This is a genomic window from Clostridium sp. AF28-12 (assembly GCF_003435225.1).
In the GTDB taxonomy this organism is placed as follows: domain Bacteria; phylum Bacillota; class Clostridia; order Lachnospirales; family Lachnospiraceae; genus Pilosibacter; species Pilosibacter fragilis.
Genome location: NZ_QWGJ01000006.1, coordinates 68,487 through 91,354, shown reverse-complemented (window position 1 = coordinate 91,354; position 22,868 = coordinate 68,487). Strand labels below are relative to the sequence as shown.

Here is a 22,868-nt window from a genome sequence, read left to right as displayed (position 1 = left end):
CTTCTCATAATTCCCTCGGACCGCCGATTTTCATTTATCATTTTCCAGCTGTCTTTATAACAGCTGTTCTGTTTAACATGACATATTTTAATACCAGAAAATCAAAATGTCAATAAAATTAGCACTCATTTTTAATGAGTGCTAATAAAATTTTTATAAACTTTTTTCTCTTTCGCCTTTGCTATGGGTGGGTCAGTCAATTAATGATCTCACTTAATTCTCGCTCTCGATCGGAATAAACACTCTTGCAGTCTCCTCCTGCTCATGTTTCTTCCGCTCGTTCTTCGCCGCAGCCACAGCCATCTCGCAGAGTGCCATCTGGGATCCCACTGGGAGTTTTCCGCGGCGGTCCGGCTTCTCGTATGTTCCGTCCGGCTGTAAGACATGGGCTTTTAAGTTGTCCTCAAGCTCCAGCTCCATGTACTTCCGGATCCTGTCTTTCAACTCTTCCCTCAGTACCGGGAACAGGATCTCCACGCGGCGGTCCAGATTTCTCGGCATCCAGTCGGCGCTTCCCATGTAGATCTCTTCGCTTCCGTCATTCTCGAAGATAAAGATCCGCGCGTGTTCCAGAAATTCCCCGACGATGGAGCGGACTTCAATATTCTCGGAAAGTCCCGGAATTCCTGCCTTCAGACAGCAGATTCCACGGACCACCAGATGGATCTTAACACCAGCGCAGGACGCCTCATATAAGGCCGCGATGATCTCTTTATCACAGAGAGAGTTCATCTTTGCAATAATGGAAGCCGGCTTTCCTGCCCGGGCATTCTTCGTCTCACGCTCAATGAGACGCAGGAATTTTGTTCTCAGCCACAGCGGTGCCACGGAGAGCATATTCCAGTTCAAGGGTTCCGAATAACCGGAAAGCATGTTGAAGACTGCTGTGGCATCCTCACCGATCAGCGGATGACATGTCATGATTCCGCAGTCCGTATAGAGCTTTGCGGTGGAATCGTTGTAGTTACCGGTTCCGAGGTGAACATATCTGCGGATGCCATCCTCCTCTCTCCGGACCACGAGGGTGATTTTCGAGTGGGTCTTTAAGCCCACAAGGCCATAGATCACATGGCAGCCTGCTTTCTCAAGTTTCTTCGCCCAGATGATGTTGTTCTCCTCATCAAATCTGGCTTTCAGCTCCACAAGTACCGATACCTGTTTTCCGTTCTCCGCCGCTGCCGCCAGAGCCGCGATGATCGGGGAATTTCCGCTGACACGGTAGAGGGTCTGCTTGATCGCCAGCACCTCCGGATCTCTTGCCGCGCTTCTCACAAAATCCACAACCGGATCAAAGGTCTCGTAAGGATGCATCAGGAGAATATCACCTTTCCGGATATTCGTGAAGATATCATCATCATTCATCAGTGCCGGAACCGGCTGCGGCGTATATTTCGGTGTCTTTAAATGGTCGTATCCGTCAAGGCCGTACATCTTCATAAGGACCGTCAGATCCAGAGCGCCCGGAATCTCGAAGATGTCTTCCTCGTTGACTTCCAGCTCCCGTTTTAATACCTTGAGGAGTCTCTGGTCCGCCTTATCCTCGATCTCCAGACGGATGACCTCGCCCCACTGCCTGCGCTTTAACTGCTTCTCGATCTCCTCGAGAAGATCCACAGCTTCCTCCTCGTCAAGGGAGAAATCGGCGTTTCTCATGATTCGGAACGGGTGGGATGTCACGATATCGTAGTTTAAGAACAGCTGCTGCATGTTCCGCTCGATGATCTCCTCCAGAAAGATCACATTCCGCGTCTCGTTGTGGTCCTCATCGGTGGTCACCGGGAGGCTTATGATCCGCGGAAGCACCGCCGGAACCTGTACCATGGCAAATTCCAGTTCCTCATCGCCGTCTTTTTTCTTCAGCAGTGCCGCGATATTTAAAGATTTATTCCGGACAAGGGGGAACGGTCTCGAGGAGTCCACCGCCATCGGGGTGAGTACTGGGTAAACCTCCTCCCTGAAATACCGGTCCACAAACTCTCCCTGTTCCGGTGTCAGGTCCTCATGGCACTCGATCAGATTTAATCCGTTATTTCTGAGTGCCGGAAGCAGGGACCGGTTGTAGGTATTATACTGCTGCACCACCAGCTCATGGGTCCGGACGCTGATCTTATCCAACTGTTCCTGAGCCGTCATTCCGGCAATATCCGGTTTTTTATATCCGGCATGGACCATGTCCTTTAAGGAGGCCACGCGGACCATGAAAAACTCGTCCAGATTTGATGCCGTGATGCTTAAGAATTTCAGACGGTCAAAGAGTGGGTTGGTCTTATCTCTGGCTTCCTCCAGTACACGGCAGTCAAACTCCAGCCAGCTCAACTCTCGGTTTACATAATTTTTCGGATCCTGAAAATACTCAATTCCCTGTTCTTTTCCTTTTCTGGCCTTCTGTGTATTGTCTTTTTTTTCTTCTTTTTTCATCTTTCTTTACCGCCTCCCTGAATGCGTTGGTTCCGGTCAGACCTGACTATACATACTTTTTATGGCGAAGCACCGGCCGAATTCCAAAAATCTCCTCGAAGAACGCCGCCTTCTGTTCAAAGGAAACAGACTCCAGCGTAATATCGCCGTGATAATCTGTCGTGATGATCAGGTTCTGATCCTTCACGGTCATCCGGCAGTCCGCGAGCTTCGCACTGTGTCCGCGGTCCATGGAATTCGCCAGACGCAGCATTGCTGTGAGCTTTGCGATCAGAAGCATGACCTCGTTCTGCCCGCTGAAGCTGTCCGTCACTTCATCTAATTCTGTCTCCATCCGGACCATATTGTAATCGAAATCCCGGATATTATAGCGGACCACATTTGCGATGATCTCCCGCTCCAAATGGGAGATACCGATGATCTCCGTGGACATGATGATGTTGTAAGCGCACTCATTGGAATTCCGGACGCTGATAAACTTTCCGCAGGCATGGATCAGCACCGCGATCTGCAAAAGCAGGCGCTCTCTCTGCCCCATTCCGTGGTATTTCCGCATTGTATCGAAGATCTGGAGCACATATTTCTCGACAGTCTCCGTGTGGCGGCTTAAGCACTGGTAGCGTTTTGCCATGGAACGGGAAGTGCTGATAATATCGTTATCAAAATTGTGCCTGAATTTTATAAGCTTCTTGTCCGCCGCGAACTCCGCCGCGATCCCGTCACAGAGCCGTACCCCGGGGATCCAGATCATTTCTGCCCCTGTCATCTCAAGAAACTTCTTATAGATCACCGCGCATGGCATAAGTAAGGAAGCGTATTCCCGGTTCACCCCGAAATGTTCCTCCATCTGCTCTTCATTCATCGTACTCAGGCGGGTGTAAAACTCTTCAAACTGCTCTCTCGTGATCCTCGAAAGCGGCTTTCCGTCTTCCTCGTACCGAAACAGATACAGGATGTTCTCACCGATCCCGATCAGATGCTTGATCTTCCGCTCCTTTAAATACATTTTTTTATAGTTCTGGAGTTCATTGTCCACCATCTCATCAATAAGCTCCCGGTACTGTTCCATCGTCGTATCGACCTCTTCCAGAGTACCGCGGATCCTCAGAACACCTAACGGCAGATTTTCCGTATTCACCAGAAGGTTTTTATCAAACATGGATATCTGCATGCTGCCGAATCCCACGTCCACGATAGCGGTTCCCTGCTGGATATTCTCATCAAACTCGTCATCGGACACCGCGATGGCCTTGTAGCCCAGAAATCGCTGTTCCGAGTTGCTGATAATCCGTACCTGGATCCCGGTGCGGACACGGATCTGATCCAGAACGATCCGGTTGTTTCTCGCCTCGCGCATCGCACTTGTGGCGTAGGCACGGTATTCCGTGACTTTATAGGATTTCATGATCCTTGCAAAATCCGCAAGCACATCGCAAAGCTCCTCCACCATCTCATAGCTGATCTTTCCGTTATTGTAGGTATCTTTTCCCAGCGCAGTGACGTGGCGGATCTGATCCAGTTTTCGGATCTTGTTGCGGTTTGAGATCTCATAGATCCCCATCTCCACCTCAAAGGATCCCACATCGATGGCTGCAAATGTAAGGGCTGCCATGTTTTTTCCTCCTTGCTCTGTGCGTGACGATCACCGGACCCGTTTTGTGTCCGTCATATCGTCTGCATCAAATATCTGTTGATATAAGAATCGGTCCGGATTTTCCCGGACCGTATCTCTCTAATAATTACCTAAAATTCTCATGACGGAAGCTTCCGCAGCAAGACCGGTCAGCGCGTTTCTCACTCCCGCATCGCTTAAGTTTCCTTCGAAATCCACGAAGAACCGGTACTCGAAGCTCTTTTCCGGAATCGGTCTGGATTCGATCATCGTCATGTTGACATTGTTGAAAATGAAGTTTCCAAGGATGTTGTATAGGGAACCGCTCTTATGGGCGATCTCGAAAGCCACGCTGATCTTTCCGGCGGTCTTTGCGTACACCGGCTCTTTTCCAAGGATCAGAAATCTCGTCGTATTTCCCTTTACATTGTTGATCTCCTCCGCGAGGATCTCCATTCCATAGAGTTCTCCCGCTGTACGGCTTGCGACAGCCGCCTGGGACGGATCCTTCTCCTCCATGACCTTCTTTGCAGCCACAGCCGTGTTTAAGACAGCGATCTGTTTCCAGTCTTTATGGACGGACAGGAAATCAGAGCTCTGGGCCAGAGCCTGGGCATGGGAGTAAACGGTCCTGATATCGGAGAGCTCCGCTCCCGGAACGCCGAGCAGCATATGGGCAACCGGGACATAGACCTCGCCGACTATGTAATTCTTGTACTTTAAGAGCAGGTCGTAGTTGTTGATCACGAAACCGGCTGTGGAATTCTCGATGGGAAGTACCGCATAATCAGCGCGTCCCTCTTCCACCTCGCGCATCGTGTCCTCGAACTCCGGAACATGGTAAAGATCCGCATCTTCGCCGAAATATAACTTCGCGGCGGCATGGCTGTAAGCGCCCTCGACGCCCTGGAAGACGATCTTTTTATTCTTCTTCCCGATGGTCTCCACTTCCGTAAATCCGGTGTCCATTCCCATACCGTGAGCGGATAACAGGCTGTACTGGTATCTGCGGCTGACGGACATTAACTGGGAAAAGATCTCCTTTACCGCCTCTTTATTGAACTCACTGTGGGCCAGCTCCTGAACCGCTGCGATCTTCTGTGCCTCTCTCGCCGCATCGTAAACGGCTTTTCCTGTTCCGATCTTATATTCCGCCACATCTCCGCATACGGACATGCGCTCCTCAAACAGACGGACGATCTCTTTATCGATCACGTCCAGCTTGTCCCTGCATTCTTTTAAGTCAAGATTTTTCATATATTTTATGCCTCTGCTTTCTGTCATTTCTCCCCAGGTATTTCCCAAAATTTCTTTTGCTTTTTCAGCAGATATCTCCGAAACCTTGTCCTGTCATATCATTTCAAGCCATTTTATCCGCCTGAAACCTTATTGTTTTTCTTCCTGCATTTCTTTCAGCATTCTGATCAATACATTTCTAGTGTAAGCACCCGGATGTTTCCGATCTTCGGCTTCCAATTCTTTTACATAGAACGGTTTTCCGTAGTAGATCGTAATATGGGACGGGGTGATAAACGGGAAGTGTTTTTCCAGCACCTCCGCCGTTCCTGTCATCGCCACCGGGACCACCGGACAGCCGGATTTCTCCGCAATCTTTAAGCTCCCCTCTTTAAACGGAAGGAGCTCCGTGATATCTTCGTTCGGATTTCTCGTTCCCTCCGGGAAAATCCAGATGGAAACGCCGTTTTTTACCTTCTCGATTCCCTGAAGGATCATCTTTAAGCCTTCTTTGATGTTCTTTCTGTCTAAGAACAGGCAGTTCACGTTCACCATCCAGGTGCGTAAGAGTGGGATCTTTTCCATCTCCTTTTTTGCGACGAAACCGAGCAGTGTCGGAACTGTCGTGTAGCCCGCAAGAATATCAAAATAGCTTCTGTGGTTTCCAACATAGAGGACCGCTGTGTCTTCCGGTATATTTTCCGCGCCCTTCACCGTCACGGTCACCCCCGCCAGCTTTAAGAGTACCTTGAACACGGACCGGACGACCTTGATCGTCTCCAGATCCCGCGCGTGGGGATCTTTCTTTCCAAGCGATACCTGTGCCACAAGGAACGGATAGCTGAAGATCAAAAATCCCACCAGTGTGAACAGGACAAGTAATAATCTTATCATAAGTAACAAACCTCCCATATTTTCTTTAACAGTAACGGTGCTCTCTTACGGTCAGCACAGCAGGTGTGCCCACCTATTGAACAATTGCCTTTCATACACTTTAAAGAGTTACAGCAATGAGGTTCATAAGTTATATTATATTAAATAAACCTCTTATTTGCAACTCAAATGCACCTCGAATCCATCTAAAATCCAGCTCAAATCTGTCTATATATTGGCTTTTCCGTTTCCGGATCTCTGGAAAGGATTTCCTCTTTTCCTCCTGTCAGATATTCAAAGAGAAGTCCTGTCATGAACCAGAACGGAGCAAAATCCAGCCGGATCACGCCGTCAACGCTCAGCATCCGCCCGGTGTAATCCCACGGACATATCCCAAGGCTTTTCAAGAATGTTCCCGTGAGGTATTCTGCGAAAAAGATCAGGACCATGTCCAGGATCCCATGTCGGAAGATCCTGTCCTTTACCGCGATCTGTCCCCGGTCTCCGATCCAACTGTCCACCCATTTCCCGATGGGCCCCAAAAGGATTCCCATTCCATATATCGGGAACATGTATATTGATGTCTTTCCCATGAATTTCATATCTCCAGCCGCAAAGCCTTCCACGGAAGTCAAAAGGATCTCAAGTCCCCATCCCGTCAGACCGCAGAGCATAAAATTCCTGACCCATTGTCTCCATCCGCCGCCGGAGCTTTTTTTTACTGCAATTTTCTGATTTCTGTTTTTCTGCTTCCATCTGTTCATGAAACCAGTATCTGTGATTCTCCGATCCGCTATGCAGCCTTTTCCACGGTGCTTTTTTCCACTTTGATTTTTCTGCGGCTCATGCCCTGGAAAGCCAGGATCGGCCGCTTACTCTATACATACTGATTTTTTTCCGGATCGTACTCATAATCGATCGACGCGAGTTTCTCATCCACGTCTTTCCTGTCTAGACAAAGCGACCTGCACAACTCGTCCATATCCGGGTAATTGTCCCGCAGTTGTGTGTTGATATAGCTTAACAGCATGACCGGATCTTTCGGTATCTTCGTCATCTCTCTCCTTTCCCGGATGATTCTTTCTCTCCAAACCATCCGCCGCCTTTACTTTCTGAATCCTCCTGTGTTATACTATAAACCATATATGAGATGATTGCAAACGAAAGGGGATTTAAAAACCATGAAACACCTTCTGCTGCTTGGAACGGGAGGAACGATCGCCTGCAAGAGAGGTGAAAACGGTCTGACACCGCTCCTCACCGGCGATGAACTGTTATCTTATGTACCGGATGCGAAAAAATTCTGCGAGGTGGAGACGGTGCAGGTCTTAAACATCGACAGCACGAATATGCACCCGAAGCACTGGCTGAAGCTCGCCCAGGTCCTGGAGGAGAATTATGACGATTATGACGGCTTCGTGATCTGCCACGGCACCGATACGATGGCCTACACCGCTGCTGCCATGTCCTATCTCGTCCAGCACTCCAGCAAGCCCATCGTCATCACCGGTGCCCAGAAGCCCATCGACCTTGACGTGACGGACGCGAGAACAAACCTTCTGGACAGCCTGCGTTTTGCCGCCTCCGAACGTGCCCACGGCGTGACCATCGTATTTGACGGAAAAGTCATCGCGGGAACACGTGGAAAAAAGGAGCGCAGCAAGAGCTACAACGCCTTCTCCAGCATCAACTTCCCGTACCTCGCCGTGATCCAGGACGAGCATATTTTATACTACATCGACGACAAGTGGCAGGACCGCGAGAGTGTCCGCTTCTACCACGAGATGGACAGCCAGGTCAGCCTCTTAAAGCTGATCCCGTCCATGGACTCCAGCCTCCTCGACTATATGGCAGAGCATTACGACGCAGTCGTCATCGAATCCTTCGGTGTCGGCGGTCTTCCGTCCTATGAATCCGGCGATTTCTATAGCTCCATCGAAAAATGGATCTCTATGGGAAAAGTTGTTGTCATGACCACCCAGGTCACTCAGGAAGGCAGCAACATGTCCGTCTACGAGGTCGGCCAGAAAATCAAAAACGCCTTCGGTCTCATCGAATCCTACGATATGACCCTGGAGGCCACCGTCACCAAACTCATGTGGATCCTCGGGCAGACGAGGGATCATGATAAGGTGCGGGAGATGTTCTATGAGACCATCAATCATGATATTTTGTGGAACACGGGAAGACGGTAATACGATTGAAACATTTTAAAAGACTGCATACCAACAAACGGATATGCAGTCTTTTTGGCTTCTTAAATAACGTCCGGAATTATGCTTTCCACTCTTTTTTATACTCTTCAAACTCTTCGTCCGAACAATAGATCGTATGTCCCGGACTTACTTCGTGATAGGACGGCTGTTTTCCTTCACCGTAATGATGAATCTCCGGATCGTAATGGATTTTTACGCGTTTTTTCTCATTGAGCGGATCCGGCTCCGGAATGGCAGAAAGCAGTGCCTTGGTGTACGGATGAAGCGGATTCTTAAATAGCTCATTGGAATCCGCCATCTCAACCAGCTTTCCGAAATACATCACACCGATTCGGTCGGAAAAATATTTGACGACGGAAAGATTATGCGCAATAAACAGGATTGTCAGTCCCATTTCCTGTTTCAGCTTATTTAGCAGATTGATCACCTGTGCCTGCACAGAGACATCGAGAGCTGAAACCGGCTCATCTGCGATCACCAGCTGCGGTTCCACGATCAGCGCCCTTGCAATTCCGATGCGCTGGCGCTGTCCTCCTGAAAATTCATGGGGGTATCGGGATGCATGTTCTGCCTGAAGCCCCACATGTTCCAGCATCGCGATCACCCTTTTCTGCAGTTCTTCCGGGTCTTTCACCCCTCGAATTTTCAATCCTTCCGCTATAATCTCCTGTACTGTCATTCTCGGATTTAAAGATGCGATCGGATCTTGGAAAATCATGGCAATATGATCGGTAATATATTTATGAAGCTCCCTGTCCATTTTTCCGGAGATTTCTATGCCGTTAAATTTCACAGTTCCCCAGGTGGGATCATACAGCCGAATAATCGTGCGGCCTGTCGTTGTTTTTCCGCAGCCGGACTCACCAACCAGTCCGAACGTCTCCCCGCGTTTCACATAAAAGGATACATCATCCACCGCTTTCACTGTAGACTTTTTTCCTCTGTTTTTTGTTGTAAAATACATGCTGAGGTGTTCCACATCCAGAATATGATCCTCAACACCTGTCGAATTCATCTTTTTATTATCCATGTTCCGCCTCCTCCTTCATCCTGGCGATGCGGTGCTGCAAAATCTCCGGCATCTCTACATTTGGCGCATCCGGATGTAAAAGCCATGTAGCAGCATAGTGGGTGTCGGAAATTTTAAAATACGGCGGTTCTTTTTCAAAATCAATCTTCATCGCGTATTTATTTCTCGCTGCAAATGCATCCCCTTTCGGCGGATGAAGCATATTAGGCGGAGCACCCGGAATTGCATATAGGGTCTCTTCCGTGTGCAGATCCGGCATTGCAGACAACAGTGCCCAGGTATACGGATGCGCCGGATGGTAGAAAATATCTTCACAGGTTCCCACTTCCACGATCCGTCCGGCATACATAACGCATACACGATCTGCAATATTGGCAACCACGCCGAGGTCATGAGTGATGAAAATTACCGACAGATCGTGCTCTCTTTTCATATCATTGATCAGCTCCAGGATTCTCGCCTGAATCGTCACATCGAGAGCTGTCGTCGGCTCATCGCAGATCAGGATCTCCGGATTGCATGCAAGGGCAATTGCAATGACAATGCGCTGCCTCATACCGCCAGAGAACTGGAACGGATATGCCTCATACCGCTCTGCCGCGTTCGGAATTCCAACGGCTTCCATCAATTCGATGGCCCTCTGCTTCGCCTTTGACTTTTCAATGGATCCGCTTAAGATCAGCGCCTCTGAGATCTGTTTTCCTATTTTCATGATCGGATTCAGTGCTGACAGAGGATCCTGGAACACCAGTGAGATCCGTTTTCCTCTGATCTTATAAAAGTCTTTTTCCTTATATTTCGCCATATCTTCGCCCTGATACAGAATCGAGCCGCTGTCGATATGGCCGTTCTTTGCAAGAATTCCAAGAATTGCTTTGATCGTAACCGATTTTCCGGAACCGGATTCTCCTACAATCGCCAGTGTCTCACCTTTCATCAAGTCAAAGTTGACATCACGAACCGCATGAACCGTACCTGCGAACGCCTGAAAGGAAACAGAAAGATCTTTTACACTTAAAATAGGTTCCATACCATTCGCTCCTTTCCTCATACACCGCGCTGGGTTGGATCAAATGCGTCACGCAGACCATTTGACAGCATGTTGAATGCGATCATCAGCAGAGAAATCACAACTGCCGGGAAAAACACCTGGTTCGGATACTGCTGCATGATCTTCTGTCCCTGGGATAAAAGGACACCGATCGAGCTTTCCGGTGCACGGATGCCAAGTCCGATATATGCCAGGAAAGACTCGGTAAAAATAGCACCCGGAATTGCAATCATGGCACGTGTAATGATTGGCCCAATGGAATTCGGCAGAATATGCCGGAAGATCAGTGCCATATCTTTCACGCCGAGTGTTCTGGCCGCAAGCACATATTCGCTGCCTTTATAACGGTAAAACTGGGAGCGAATCATTCGGGCTGTGCCAATCCAGTTCTGTACGACAAGGCAAAGAATAATTGACAGCATGCCGGTTCCGAAAAAGAGGATAAATAATGTTACCACTACAATCTCCGGGAATGCACCGATAATCTCGGTAATGCGCATCATAACCATATCGATCTTTCCGCCGTAATATCCCGCAATGGAGCCATAGACAATACCGATAAAAACATTGCAGATTACCGAGATGAACGCAATTACCAGGGAAACACGGGCACCTCGCCACATTCGTACCCACAGATCACGGCCGAGATAATCCGTCCCCATCCAGAAATATGTTCCATCCTCAAGACCGCAGTACTTGTAGTAATCCACTTTGATATCACACATATCCACGCCCTGGACCTTCCGGTAGTTGATGACTTTCAGAATGCTGCCTTCCGGATAACGTGTTGTATCTTCCAGGCTGTCCACACGTCGATTCGTCAGCCATCGGGTTCCATCCAGAATTCCAACATTCTCGAGAACTGGCATTTTGGGCGGAAGATTGATTCGGTTCAGATCCTGGTCATTGTAGTGCCAGCGGCTCATCATTGGCATAAAGATTGCCATGAACAGGATGATCACGATTCCTACAAACGCTACAATGGAGACCTTGCTCCGGCAGAAACGCAGCATTGCATCCTTAAAAAAGCCAATCGGCTTATCCTGGAATGTCACATCTGCAATGTCATCCTTCATCTGGACAAATTCAAATTGTTCTTTGTCAGCCTGATATTCCGGTACAGCGGAAGAGTAAAATTTTGCCATTATTTCTTCCCTCCCATCCTTACACGCGGATCAACAATCCCGTAAGAAAGATCCACGATGAGTACAGTCACAAGAGATACCACAGAATAAAAGATCAGGGCCGCCAGCGTTACCGTATAGTCCGGCGCATTGATGGACTTTACCATAATACCGCCCATACCGGGAATCGAGAAAATGGTCTCGATTACAAGACTTCCGCCCATAATGCTTGTGAACATCGGCACAATGATATTCATAAGAGGAAGCATGGAGTTTCGGATTCCATGGTTGATCGTTGCCTGACGTTCCGTGAGTCCCTTCGTCTTTGCCAAAAGCATAAAATCTGAGTTGATGGTCTCTGCCAGTTCCGCTCTCAGATATCTTGTCACACGGGCGATCGGTCCTAGAGACAGGGCCATGATCGGAAGAAACAGGCAATAAAATTTATCCCAACCGGATGCCGTAGCATCGTAAATGATCGGAAATAATCCCGCTTTAAATGCCACAAAATACTGAAGCAGGGTGGCGAAGATAAAGGATGGAACTGAGATAAATATGACGACCAGAAACGATATCAGATAGTCTGTCATCGTATTTTTCCGGATTGCCGCCACAATTCCGAGGATAATCCCCAATGGAAGCGATATGATCAGTGAAAAAAAGTTAATATAGAGTGTGACCGGAATCTTTGTCTTGATCACATCCCACACCGGAACATTGACATACATCTTCAGAGATGTTCCCCAGTCGCCTTCCAGAACAAGTCCCTTTAAGAACATTGCATACTGGATCGGGATCGGCTTATCGAGATTATATTTTGCTTCCAGAGCTGTCCTCTGCTCATATGTCATATCTACGGCATCATCGAAGATTCCGCCCGGCATCAGGCGGATCACCATGAAGCCGATGGTAATGATAATAAACAGAGTTACTAACATTGCCAGAATTCGCTGCATAATGTATTTTGCCATATCATTCCCTCCGAGTTTCTTTTTGCGCTTCCTGTAAAGCCCATCGGTTACTTTTCGCCGCCCGATCACTTCCGTCAGCATAAAATCCGCCTGCCGGCTCGCAGTATCCGGCAGGCAGATGTTTGCAGGTTCATTCAGTTTCCGTCATCGGTTATACTTCTTTATCACTGATCGTGAAACCAAATCCGTAACCCGGAATGTATCCATCCGATGGGAGAATGACTTTCGGATTGATCAGATAGTAGCTCGGTGCCTCGTATACCGGGCAGGCTGCTACTTCATCAAGCACGATCTTTTCGATTTCCCTTGTCAGTTCCAGACGGTATGCCGAATCCATTTTTGCTTCCAGATCATAATTGGCTTTTTCCCAAAGTGCATCCACTTCATCATTGTAATATGGTTCGTTCTTGTTCGAATACATGCCGGTGTAAACTTTAAGTCCGTTCCACGGTGCCGGTGTACTGGTATTCCATCCTCTCCACTGAAGTTCAAAGCTGTTCGGATCTCCATCTTTCCATCCCTTGATGTAGGAGTTTAAGACACCGCTCGGAGCTGCCATCAGCTCCAGAGTAAAGCTGTCGCCAAAGATCTCCGGGAAAGATTTATGTAAGAACTCAGATGCCGCCTTATTGTTGGCACTCGTCTCATTGTACTGCAGGGTCAGGGTCAGACTGGTAAGTCCACATTCTTCCATCGCCTTGTCGTAATACTCCTTGGCAAGTTTCGGATCATACCCGAGATTTTCGGTCAGATATTCCTGTGATTCAGGCATTTCCCGGAATGTCTTGCCGTCAAGACCAAGGCACTTGCTCGCAACGAGATAATTAGCCGGAATTCCATTTGTCATTTTTGCAATGCTCTGACGGTCCACTGCATAGAACAACGCTTTTCTGAAGTTCAGATTTCCAAGGATTCCATTGTTATTAGTATTTCCGTGGTTAATCGTAATGGTCTGGATGGAGGTTGCCGGTGCTACCTTGATGCTCGGATCATCCACATACTGTTCAATCGCCTCCGGGCTTAATGCGACTTCGTCCAGTTCTCCGTTTAAGTAAAGCTCAAGCGCTGTATTTCTGTCTGCTACAACTTTATAAACATATTCATCCAATTTGATATGGTCTGCAAGAACATAATCCGGATTTTTCTTCATTTTGAAAACGGAACCCGGTACCCATTCTGTCAAAATATAAGCTCCGCAGCTCTTATAAGTGTCTCCCGTGGAACCATATGAAGTCTTCGTCCGGTCTTCATTCATACCGGCCTCATACGTCGGTTTATGTACCAGGTTGGTCCATACATAGTTGAAATGACTCTTGATATCGGCTGCTGTAACTGGAGCATCTAACTCGAGGCCAAGCATATAATCGCCATTTCTCTTGATTCCCACTTCGTCCCAGGAGACTTTGTTTTCTGTCCCCTGAAGATAATAATCTGTAGCCTTTGTGATCGTAATATAATCACTTGCAAGCTGGGATGCACGGTTATTTACCATAAGGGGATCCAGACACATCTGGAAGGAATAGATCACATCATCCACATTGATTGAATCTCCATTCTCCCATTTCGCATTTTCACGGATCTTAATCTGCCAGATTTTTCCATCCGCATCTACCTGCTCTGGTTCACTTTCTGCCAACTCCGGAATATACTCAAATGATTTTCCGTCCGCGGTCGGATACTGACGATACAGCAGAAGTGTTGTTGGGTTGATCACATCCGAACTTGCACTTAACGTGTAGATATGGCTGTTTAATGTATCAATATCCGTCGTCATATAGTCGTTAAATACTTTCGGTCCTGTCTGTGCAGCTGCCGTTGTCTCTGCCGCCGTTGTCTCAGTAACCGTTGTATCGGAGTCTCCCGGGTTCTTCGGTTCGCTGCTGCACCCTGCAAGGGTTCCGATCACCATCGTGCATGCTAACAATGCTGCAATTGTCCTTCTCTTCATATCGTTTCCTCCTTTTTTATTTCAGGACCTCCAAACAGGCCTTCCATCTCGCCCATTTTCATTCCATTGGAATTTCTCCCAGCTGTTGACATTTATATGAATCTCATTATAATAAATTCCATATGCACGACATCAATTCAGCGAAAGGATGGTCCCTTATGTCATCATCGTTCCGGAAAAGTTTTCTGACTCATCTTCTAATTGGAGGAGTCATTGGAATTCTCTATTTTATTTTCAGTCACAGTTCTTTTTTTATGAACCGACTCATCAACTCCTTGTTTCTTGCCAGTTTCTTTCCCCTTATCTTTGGAGGTCTCCGATTTGTTAAAAATCTCGGAACCTTTGACCTGTTTATTTACAGCCATCGAAAACTCTGGAAGTACGGGAAACACCATGAAAAATTTGAAGAAGAAAATGAGAAGATTGCCCCGGCTTCCACACCTGAACTCGGATCCTACTACGAATACCGCAATTCCAGGAACGTATTTCCATCCTGTGCGGGACCGGTTCTGGCCGGCAGCTTATATCTCATTCTGTCGCTGTTTTTGACACTCTGTACCTTGTAGAAAACTTTGCATATTTTTGTGTTTTAATGAATTATCAAACAATTCATGCGTATTATTATTGTTTTGAATTCATTTCTGCATTCATTATAACTTTTCAGAATATTGCTGACAAGGTAATTTCCGCATTTCCGAAGTCTCATTTCTATTTTCCGGCACAAAAAAATCGATTAGGTTGATTCACCCGTTTTTTTTTCTGTAAATCAACCTAATCGAAATCTGCGTTCTTTGCCAGCCCGATGTTCGCTGTGCAGCTCTTTTTTAATCGAAAACGGAAAAATATCCCGGGTAGGAAACGTAGGTCCTGTTCCCGCGGACTGCGAAGTGATCGATGCTGCCGGAAGAGTGGTGACTCCAGGCCTCGTGGACGCCCACTGCCATATCGGACTCTGGGGAACCGCCAGTTCCGCGGAAATGGACGGAAATGAAAATACCAGTCCAGCTCTTCCCGGACTCCGCGGAATTGACGCTCTGAAATGGAATGACGCCACCTTCGACGTTGCAGTTCGTCACGGCGTTACTACGGTCGTTACCGGCCCCGGAAGTTCCAATATTATAGGAGGAACGTTCACAGCCGGAAAAACCGCCGGAAAAAATCCCGACTCCCGCGTCATCTGTCAGGAAATCTGCATGAAGATGGCCCTCGGTGAAAACCCAAAAGTCAATTACGGCAGGAGGAACATGGCACCAAAAACGAGGATGATGAGTGCTGCCATTATGAGGGAACAACTCTTCCGAGCGAAGGAATACTATAGAAACTATCAGGAACACGGAGAGGACCCTGATTTTCCATTCGATTTTCATATGCATTCTTTAATGCGGGTCTTCGACGGTATGCGTGTCAAGATCCATGCACACCAGGCGGATGATATCCAAACTGCGATCCGGATCGCCAATGAATTCCATCTTCGTTTTTCCATTGAACACTGCACCGACGGCTATCTGATCGTCGATGAACTTGTGAGAAATCATGTTCAATGCCTTCTCGGTCCTACCGTAGGAGGAAAAGGAAAAATCGAAGCCAGAAATAAAACTTTTGAAGCAGGGCAGATTCTGGAGAACGCCGGAATCACGTTCGGCTTGATCACTGATGCGCCTTTCGTTCCGATTGAAGGTCAGCTTCTGCAGGCTGCTCTCTATGTCAAAAACGGACTTTCCCGGGAAATGGCTTTAAAATGTCTCACCATCAATAACGCCATCATTACCGACGTTGACTCCCGTGTCGGCAGTCTGGAACCTGGAAAAGATGCGGATGTCGTGATCTGGGACGTAGAACCATTGGCAACTCTGAGTCAGGCCGGTATCGTTATCATCGACGGTCAGATTGCATACAGGAGAAAGGCAGGTGAAAGCAATGTTGATTATCAGAAACTGTAATCTGATCAATATGGCCGGAATCTACGAAGAAAAAAAAGATCTGGTTGTGGAGAATGGAAAGATTCTCGATATCTGTGATAACGCCGTGAGCAAATATAATGTAGGACATGTCAGTATCGATGCCTGCGGACACTATGTGACTCCGGGGTTTGTAGAACCTCACTGTCAGTTAGGAGTGCGCGAACAGGTCTTTCGTTTTGAGGGAGATGATTCCGATGAGTCCACGGATCCAATTCTTCCGCAGCTCCGTGCGTTAGACGCCATCAATCCTGCCGATGAGGGCTTTCAAATGGCACTTGCCGGCGGAGTCACCACGGCAGTCACCTGCCCCGGAGATGCAAATCTCATCGGCGGAACATGTGCCGCTATCAAGACCTCCGGTAAAACAGTCTCCGAAATGACGATGGTGCCTGAGCTTGCTTTTCACATGTGCCTAACGGATGATGTCAGAACGACCTATTCCAGCAAACGTGCCCCAAAAACAAGGCTTGCCAGTGCCGCTCTGATCCGTGAAGCATTGATGAAAGCAAAAAATTACCACACGCTCTGGAAACTGTCCGAAGCGGATCCATCCAGGAAACCGCCGAAATTCGACATGAAGCTTCATTCCCTCATGCGCGTGTTTGATGGGATGCCTGTCAAGATCACCGCAAAGAGAAGCCATGATATGACCACCGCCATTCGCATTGCCGAGGAATTCGAACTCAATTATATCTTGGAAGACTGTACCGAAAGCTGGCTGATTCCGGATATTCTAAAAAAACATCAGGTGAACTGCGTGGTCGGCCCATCTTATGGACAAAAAAGTAATGAAAGCCGCTACCGTGACCCTATCGTTGGTTCTGTACTTGAGGAACACGGCATTACCTTTGCCTCATCCACCGCTCATCCGCGAATGAATATTGAGCTGGCTGCGATTCATCTGACACTCATGTACAAAAAAGGGCTTACTGCTATGGCAGCTCTGGAATCTGCCACCATCAACGCAGCCCGTTTCTGTGGACTTGACCAGAGAGTCGGCAGTCTGGAACCTGGAAAAGATGCCGATATCGTCATCTGGGACGGCTATCCGCTAGACTACTATTCCTCCGCCTCTACGGTTCTGATCGAAGGAAAAGTCGTATACCAAAAATAGCTCTTACCCTGCAGGAGGTATTTCCCTATGAATCAGAATAAGTTAAAAATTATTGAGACCATTGACAAGATGCAAAATGAACTTCTGACACTTTCCCATCAGATCCATGATCATCCGGAACTGGGATTCCAGGAACATCAGGCTGTAGGATTTATCCGCACATTTTTAGAAGTCCATGGGTTCGAGGTTGAAACCCCTTATTGCGGACTTGACACATCTTTTAAAGCAGTAAAAAAAGGAAAGCATGCAGGACCGAGAATCGCGTTTCTCGCAGAATATGATGCCCTTCGCGGAATCGGCCACGGTTGCGGTCACAATATTATTGCGACCTGTGCTGTCGGTGCATTTTCCGGTCTTGCCGCTCTCATGGACAACTATGATGGGGAAATCTCCATTATTGGCACCCCTGCGGAGGAAGGCGGTGCCGGTAAAGTGATTCTTTTAGAGCGCGGCGGTTTTCATGATACCGATTATGCGCTTATGATGCATCCGTCAGGAGGCGGATCGAATCTTGTAGGAAGAGGGGGACGCGCTGCCACAACCATCCGCGTCGTTTTCCACGGAAAAGCAGCCCACTCTTCTGCACCTTCGAACGGGATTAACGCGCTCAGTGCTGCAATCCATGTATTCAACCAGATTGATCTGATGCGTCCCACATTCCAGATTCAGGATAATATCAACGGTGTTATTTTAGAAGGTGGAACAGCTGCCAATGTCATTCCTGCACTCGTCCGGTGTGAATTTAATCTCCGAGCGGAAACCATGATACGAATTGAGTTTCTTATTGATCTCGTGAAATCCAGCATTGAACGGGCAGAATCCCTGACCGGAGCCAAGGCAGAGGTGGTTGTAGAACCGATCTACGCGGAACGCTACCCGAATAAGCCTATGTGCGAAGCTTTCAAAAATAATATGGAGTCTCTCGGAATTCACATGACCTGGCCAACACCGGGAAAACTGTACGGTTCTTCCGATATCGGAAATGTTTCGATTAAAATTCCGGCAATCCACGATTATCTGTCGATCACTGATGATAAAACGATTCAAAGTCACTCAAAAGCTTATGCAGACGCAGCCGCCTCACCGCAAGCCGATGAAATCTGCCTGAAGGGAGCCAAGGGTCTGGCCATGACTGCCCTGGATATTCTGGAAGACAGCAAATTCCGTGATGAGATCAACGCTTACCATGATGCACAGGTGCCGGAACGATATCATGAAAAGTAACGAATCCCATCCCAGTAATTGAAAGAAAGACAGAAAGGCAAAATAAGTCCTCTATCTGCGGATTTCTCCGTGAATAGGGGACTTATTGAAACTTTAAGATCCTAAATCCCGCATAAAATAAGGGATTTCGAACCTTCTACTCCGTGTCCTCCTCCAGCGTATACGGAGTAACCTGATATACGTAGTAGTTCAGCCAGTTCGTATACAGCGTATTCGCCATATTTCTCCACATAAGCGGTGGAACAGAGAACGGGTCATCATGCTCATAGTAGTGGACCGGGAGTGCCGGATTTAAGCCTTTATTGAGGTCGCGGTGATACTCGTTGTTTAAGGTCATACGGTCGTACTCCGGGTGGCCCTGGACGAAGATCTGGCTTCCGTCCTGGTTCATGACAAGGAAGACGCCTGCCTCATCGGATTTAGCGAGGATCCGGAGTTCCGGGTGCTTTAAAATATCCTCCTCCCACACTTCTGTATAGCGGGAATGCGGGCACTTAAAGTAATCGTCAAAACTTCGGAGTAACGGAACACGCTTATCCAGCGCTTTCTGTGTATACACACCGGAAAGTTTTTCTTTCCGTAAGTGTTTCGGGATTCCGTAATGATAGTAAAGTCCGGCCTGGGCTCCCCAGCACAGATGCATGGTGGATGTCACATGGGTCTTGCTCCATTCCATGATCCGGGTCAGCTCCTCCCAGTAATTGACCTCCTCAAACTCCATCAGCTCCACCGGTGCGCCGGTGATGATCATTCCGTCGAAATGTTTCTTCTTGATCTCCGGGAATGTCACATAAAACTTATTTAAGTGGCTGGCGGAGGTGTGGGTGGACTCATGGGTGGACATGGTCATGTAAGTACACTCCACCTGGAGAGGTGTATTGGAAAGGGCTCTTAAAAGCTGGGTCTCCGTGTCCTCCTTCAACGGCATGAGATTTAAGATCAGGATCTCTAACGGACGGATATCCTGGCTCTCCGCGCGGTCTTCATCCATAATGAATACATTTTCGCTCTCAAGGATCGCTCTTGCCGGCAATCCATTCTGTATTTTAATCGGCATTTTCTTCTTCTCCTATCATCTTCAGAAAATCCGCTTCGGAAAGGATCGGAATGCCAAGTTCTCTTGCCTTCTTATTCTTTGACGAATTGGATGTCACATCATTGTTGATCAGATAACTGGTCTTTGCTGATACGGAACCGGCAGCCTTTCCGCCCAGAGCTTCTATTTTTTCCTGAAGCTCCTTCCTGTTCGCGAAACGCTCCACGGAACCGGTGATCACAAAGGTCTTCCCGGCTAATGTCTGCTCCTCGTTCCTGACTTCCTTTTCGAACGTAAGGTCTGCCAGCAAATGATCCAGTGTCTCGTTGTTCCTGTCATTCTTAAAGTACGTCACCCACGCATCCGCAAGCACGCCGCCGATTCCATCAATAGAGCACAGCTCTTCCGCGCCAGCCTTCCGCATGGCATCCAGATTGAAATCGAAATGCCGGCAGATCACCTTCGCGTTGGCGAGACCGATCCCCGCGATTCCGAGACCAAAGATCAGCCTCGGAAGTGTGGTGTGGGACGCGTTCTTTGCAGCCGCTATGAGATTCTCATAAGACTTTTCACCGAAACCTTCCATCGTCACGATAGCGTCACGATGGCGGTCCAGATGGAAAATATCATCAAATTCATGGATGAATCCCGCTGCGATAAACTTCTCCAGCGTCATCTCGGAGAGACCGTCGATATTCAACGCGTCCCTGCTCACAAACAGATCAAAGCTCTTGATCTTTTTCGCCTGACAATCCGGATTCGTACAGTAGAGGGACTTCACATCGTTCAGATTGCGGATCTCCGTCTTTCCGCCGCATACCGGACAGGTCGCCGGGATATCACGGACACCGCTTCTTGTCAGGTTATCCGCGATTTGCGGAATGATCATGTTCGCCTTGTAGACCGTGATCCTGTCTCCTGCACCGAGCTCCAGCCCTTCCATGATGCTGATGTTGTGGACACTGGCGCGGCTTACTGTGGTTCCTTCCAGCTCCACAGGCTCAAACACGGCAACCGGATTGATCAGTCCTGTCCGCGAAGCGCTCCATTCAATGTAGGAAAGCGTCGTCTCCTGAATCTCATCCGCCCATTTAAAAGCGATGGAATCTCTCGGAAATTTTGCAGTCCGCCCCAAGGACTGTCCGTATGCGATGTCATCATATAACAGCACAAGACCATCTGACGGGATATCGTAGTGCTCGATCTTTTCAGCGAATCTGCGGACTGCCCCGGAAAGTGTCTCCGCGGTCACTTCCACAAATTCCACGGTCTCAAATCCAAGGCCGGAAAGCCACAAAAACTGCTCTTTTCTGGAATTTTTAAAGTCCACACCGTCCGCACGGACCAGTGCAAAGGCCATAAACCGGACATTTCTTGAGGCTGTGATCCTGCTGTTCAGCTGGCGCACGGAACCGCTGCAGAGGTTTCTCGGATTCTTATACTTCGCATCCACATCAGCGATGGAATCATTTAATTTTTCGAAATCCGAATAGCTGATCACCGCCTCACCGCGCAGGATCAGCTGTCCTTTGTAGGGAATCGTTGTCGGAATATTGATAAAGGTCCTGGCATTTGGAGTGATGACCTCACCGATCTCGCCGTTTCCGCGGGTAACCGCTTTCGCGAGAACTCCATCCTCATATGTCAGGACCACGGTAAGTCCATCCATCTTCCAGGATAAAAGCCCCGTCTGGTTTCCAAGCCATTCTCTCAGTTCATCGACACTCTTTGTCTTATTCAATGACAGCATCGGCCGTTCATGGCGCTCCTTTGGGAGTTCGCTTAAGATCTCATATCCTACTTTCTGGGTCGGACTTCCTGCGAACACAGTCCCTGTCTCCTGTTCCAGCTTCAGGAGTTCATCATAAAGCCTGTCATATTCAAAGTTGCTCATGATCTCGCGGCTCTCCTGGTAATAGGCCTTTGCGGCCTCGGAAAGAAGCGGGATCAGCTCCTTCATCCTCTTGATCTTGTCGTCCATATTTTATGCTCCTTGCGCTCCGGCGCACCCGGTTTCCAGCTTTCCGGAGATGCGGGGGCTTTCTTTTCCGGCTTTATTTCCCCGTCCTTACGGACATTTTTCCATACTTTTCCGGTTCCGTTTTTCTTCTCGAATGGTTTTCTGTCATTGCCCTTTTCAAACGGCTTTCTGTCGTTCTTCTTTCCCTGATATCCGGAGTTCGCCGGTTTTCTTTCTCTTCTCGCTGGATCCGTAAGCTTTCCGGCCTTCGCAGCTTCTCGCGCCGGAAGGTTTGTGGAACCCTCCACCATCCGCATCAGATCACCCAGCTCTTTTTCCGTCAGTTCCCGGTACTCTCCCCGCTTTAATGTACCCAGCTGAAGATTCATGATACGCACACGCTTTAAATTCATCACATGGTAATCAAGCGCGCGGCACATCCGGCGGATCTGGCGGTTCAAGCCCTGAGTCAGGACGATATGAAAGGTATGGCTTCCGGTCTTCCAGGCACGGCACGGCTTCGTGGTCACATCCAGATCCTCGATCCGGACGCCTTCACACATTTGATTTAAGAATTCTTCTGTCACCGGGTGATTGACAGCTACCGCATATTCTTTCTCGTGGGCATTTCCGCCGCGGAGGATCTTGTTGACGATGTCTCCCTGATTTGTCATAAGGAGAAGTCCCTCGGAGTCCTTATCGAGACGTCCCACCGGGTAGATCCTCTGTGGGTAATTTAAAAATTCCACAATATTTTCTGCATGATCCTTGTCGGAAGTCGTGCAGACGATTCCCCTCGGCTTATTCACGATCAGAAATACCGGTTTTTCCTTCTCGCCCACCGGCTTTCCGTCACAGACCACCTTCTGTCCCGGCCGTATCTGCATTCCCATCACGGCAATTTCGCCGTCCACAAGAACTTTCCCTTCCTCCACAAGTCTGTCTGCCTCTCTTCTTGAGCAGACTCCGGCATCACTCAGATATTTATTTAAACGAATCGTTCCTTCCAAACTATTTCTCCCTTTTATCAATAATTTATGATCCAAAATTTATCCTTTCGCCCATTATATCGTTTCCGGGGAGCGAATGCAAGA

General features: G+C 48.3%; 18 protein-coding genes. 4 read left to right on the top strand and 14 right to left on the bottom strand.

What is annotated here, in order from left to right:
* Positions 1 to 213: 213 nt before the first annotated feature.
* The 6 genes from DWY93_RS07260 to DWY93_RS07235 all read right to left on the bottom strand — a co-directional run bounded on the left by DWY93_RS07260 (position 214) and on the right by DWY93_RS07235 (position 7,196).
* Positions 214 to 2,418, bottom strand: coding sequence for an RNA degradosome polyphosphate kinase (locus DWY93_RS07260; RefSeq protein ID WP_117470793.1), 2,205 nt, complete (start codon positions 2,416 to 2,418; stop codon positions 214 to 216).
* Positions 2,419 to 2,464: 46 nt separating this feature from the next.
* Positions 2,465 to 4,030, bottom strand: coding sequence for an exopolyphosphatase (locus DWY93_RS07255; protein ID WP_015553583.1), 1,566 nt, complete (start codon positions 4,028 to 4,030; stop codon positions 2,465 to 2,467).
* 120 nt (positions 4,031 to 4,150) lie between these two features.
* Complete coding sequence (gene pheA, locus DWY93_RS07250; protein WP_117470810.1) at positions 4,151 to 5,287, bottom strand: prephenate dehydratase; 1,137 nt, start codon at positions 5,285 to 5,287, stop codon at positions 4,151 to 4,153.
* 129 nt (positions 5,288 to 5,416) lie between these two features.
* Positions 5,417 to 6,160 carry a lysophospholipid acyltransferase family protein gene (locus DWY93_RS07245; protein WP_015553585.1) on the bottom strand — a complete coding sequence of 248 codons (744 nt, stop codon included), beginning with the start codon at positions 6,158 to 6,160 and terminating at the stop codon, positions 5,417 to 5,419.
* A 197-nt stretch (positions 6,161 to 6,357) separates the two neighbouring features.
* Positions 6,358 to 6,903 (bottom strand): hypothetical protein, encoded by a 546-nt coding sequence (locus DWY93_RS07240; RefSeq protein ID WP_117470792.1) that lies wholly within the window; start codon positions 6,901 to 6,903, stop codon positions 6,358 to 6,360.
* Between the two features lie 113 nt (positions 6,904 to 7,016).
* Positions 7,017 to 7,196, bottom strand: a complete 180-nt coding sequence (locus DWY93_RS07235) for a DUF4250 domain-containing protein (RefSeq protein ID WP_117470809.1) — start codon at positions 7,194 to 7,196, stop codon at positions 7,017 to 7,019.
* 124 nt (positions 7,197 to 7,320) lie between these two features.
* Here DWY93_RS07235 and DWY93_RS07230 point away from each other — a divergent pair, with 124 nt between their 5' ends.
* Positions 7,321 to 8,334 carry an asparaginase gene (locus tag DWY93_RS07230; protein WP_117470791.1) on the top strand — a complete coding sequence of 338 codons (1,014 nt, stop codon included), beginning with the start codon at positions 7,321 to 7,323 and terminating at the stop codon, positions 8,332 to 8,334.
* Between the two features lie 79 nt (positions 8,335 to 8,413).
* On the opposite strand, the gene DWY93_RS07225 is transcribed toward DWY93_RS07230, so the two are convergent.
* The 5 genes from DWY93_RS07225 to DWY93_RS07205 all read right to left on the bottom strand — a co-directional run bounded on the left by DWY93_RS07225 (position 8,414) and on the right by DWY93_RS07205 (position 14,479).
* Positions 8,414 to 9,385, bottom strand: a complete 972-nt coding sequence (locus DWY93_RS07225; RefSeq protein WP_015553589.1) for an oligopeptide/dipeptide ABC transporter ATP-binding protein — start codon at positions 9,383 to 9,385, stop codon at positions 8,414 to 8,416.
* A complete protein-coding gene (locus tag DWY93_RS07220) occupies positions 9,378 to 10,415 on the bottom strand; it encodes an ABC transporter ATP-binding protein (protein WP_117470790.1) in 1,038 nt (345 codons plus the stop codon). Before DWY93_RS07220 ends, DWY93_RS07225 begins: the two co-directional genes overlap by 8 nt.
* A gap of 17 nt (positions 10,416 to 10,432) precedes the next feature.
* Complete coding sequence (locus DWY93_RS07215; protein WP_117470789.1) at positions 10,433 to 11,581, bottom strand: ABC transporter permease; 1,149 nt, start codon at positions 11,579 to 11,581, stop codon at positions 10,433 to 10,435.
* A complete protein-coding gene (locus tag DWY93_RS07210) occupies positions 11,581 to 12,531 on the bottom strand; it encodes an ABC transporter permease (RefSeq protein ID WP_117470807.1) in 951 nt (316 codons plus the stop codon). The genes DWY93_RS07215 and DWY93_RS07210 overlap by 1 nt, the downstream gene beginning before the upstream one ends.
* 151 nt (positions 12,532 to 12,682) lie before the next feature.
* Positions 12,683 to 14,479, bottom strand: a complete 1,797-nt coding sequence (locus DWY93_RS07205; protein WP_117470788.1) for an ABC transporter substrate-binding protein — start codon at positions 14,477 to 14,479, stop codon at positions 12,683 to 12,685.
* An 887-nt stretch (positions 14,480 to 15,366) separates the two neighbouring features.
* Here DWY93_RS07205 and DWY93_RS07195 point away from each other — a divergent pair.
* From DWY93_RS07195 to DWY93_RS07185, 3 genes are read left to right on the top strand one after another with little or no spacing between them, the layout of a single operon-like run.
* Positions 15,367 to 16,419, top strand: coding sequence for an amidohydrolase family protein (locus DWY93_RS07195; protein WP_181968508.1), 1,053 nt, complete (start codon positions 15,367 to 15,369; stop codon positions 16,417 to 16,419).
* On the top strand, positions 16,397 to 17,554 hold the full coding sequence (locus DWY93_RS07190; protein ID WP_015553596.1) for an amidohydrolase family protein: 1,158 nt from the start codon (positions 16,397 to 16,399) through the stop codon (positions 17,552 to 17,554). Before DWY93_RS07195 ends, DWY93_RS07190 begins: the two co-directional genes overlap by 23 nt.
* A 27-nt stretch (positions 17,555 to 17,581) precedes the next feature.
* Positions 17,582 to 18,778: a M20 family metallopeptidase gene (locus tag DWY93_RS07185; protein ID WP_117470785.1), complete on the top strand. Its 1,197-nt coding sequence runs from the start codon at positions 17,582 to 17,584 to the stop codon at positions 18,776 to 18,778.
* Positions 18,779 to 18,914: 136 nt separating this feature from the next.
* Here DWY93_RS07185 and metA read toward each other — a convergent pair whose 3' ends face one another.
* From metA to DWY93_RS07170, 3 genes are read right to left on the bottom strand one after another with little or no spacing between them, the layout of a single operon-like run.
* Positions 18,915 to 19,835 carry a homoserine O-succinyltransferase gene (gene metA, locus DWY93_RS07180; protein ID WP_117470784.1) on the bottom strand — a complete coding sequence of 307 codons (921 nt, stop codon included), beginning with the start codon at positions 19,833 to 19,835 and terminating at the stop codon, positions 18,915 to 18,917.
* A complete protein-coding gene (gene ligA, locus DWY93_RS07175; protein ID WP_117472092.1) occupies positions 19,825 to 21,795 on the bottom strand; it encodes an NAD-dependent DNA ligase LigA in 1,971 nt (656 codons plus the stop codon). Before ligA ends, metA begins: the two co-directional genes overlap by 11 nt.
* Positions 21,771 to 22,784 carry a pseudouridine synthase gene (locus DWY93_RS07170; protein WP_207658692.1) on the bottom strand — a complete coding sequence of 338 codons (1,014 nt, stop codon included), beginning with the start codon at positions 22,782 to 22,784 and terminating at the stop codon, positions 21,771 to 21,773. Before DWY93_RS07170 ends, ligA begins: the two co-directional genes overlap by 25 nt.
* Positions 22,785 to 22,868 lie beyond the last annotated feature (84 nt).

Coding starts and splice junctions, on each gene's coding strand:
- DWY93_RS07215 (WP_117470789.1), bottom strand. CDS start 11,581: ATGGCAAAATTTTACTCTTCCGCTGTACCGGAATATCAGGCTGACAAA.
- DWY93_RS07220 (WP_117470790.1), bottom strand. CDS start 10,415: ATGGAACCTATTTTAAGTGTAAAAGATCTTTCTGTTTCCTTTCAGGCG.
- pheA (WP_117470810.1), bottom strand. CDS start 5,287: ATGAAAAATCTTGACTTAAAAGAATGCAGGGACAAGCTGGACGTGATC.
- DWY93_RS07255 (WP_015553583.1), bottom strand. CDS start 4,030: ATGGCAGCCCTTACATTTGCAGCCATCGATGTGGGATCCTTTGAGGTG.
- DWY93_RS07205 (WP_117470788.1), bottom strand. CDS start 14,479: ATGAAGAGAAGGACAATTGCAGCATTGTTAGCATGCACGATGGTGATC.
- DWY93_RS07210 (WP_117470807.1), bottom strand. CDS start 12,531: ATGGCAAAATACATTATGCAGCGAATTCTGGCAATGTTAGTAACTCTG.
- DWY93_RS07240 (WP_117470792.1), bottom strand. CDS start 6,903: ATGAACAGATGGAAGCAGAAAAACAGAAATCAGAAAATTGCAGTAAAA.
- DWY93_RS07185 (WP_117470785.1), top strand. CDS start 17,582: ATGAATCAGAATAAGTTAAAAATTATTGAGACCATTGACAAGATGCAA.
- DWY93_RS07190 (WP_015553596.1), top strand. CDS start 16,397: ATGTTGATTATCAGAAACTGTAATCTGATCAATATGGCCGGAATCTAC.
- DWY93_RS07230 (WP_117470791.1), top strand. CDS start 7,321: ATGAAACACCTTCTGCTGCTTGGAACGGGAGGAACGATCGCCTGCAAG.
- DWY93_RS07225 (WP_015553589.1), bottom strand. CDS start 9,385: ATGGATAATAAAAAGATGAATTCGACAGGTGTTGAGGATCATATTCTG.
- DWY93_RS07235 (WP_117470809.1), bottom strand. CDS start 7,196: ATGACGAAGATACCGAAAGATCCGGTCATGCTGTTAAGCTATATCAAC.
- DWY93_RS07260 (WP_117470793.1), bottom strand. CDS start 2,418: ATGAAAAAAGAAGAAAAAAAAGACAATACACAGAAGGCCAGAAAAGGA.
- DWY93_RS07245 (WP_015553585.1), bottom strand. CDS start 6,160: ATGATAAGATTATTACTTGTCCTGTTCACACTGGTGGGATTTTTGATC.
- metA (WP_117470784.1), bottom strand. CDS start 19,835: ATGCCGATTAAAATACAGAATGGATTGCCGGCAAGAGCGATCCTTGAG.
- ligA (WP_117472092.1), bottom strand. CDS start 21,795: ATGGACGACAAGATCAAGAGGATGAAGGAGCTGATCCCGCTTCTTTCC.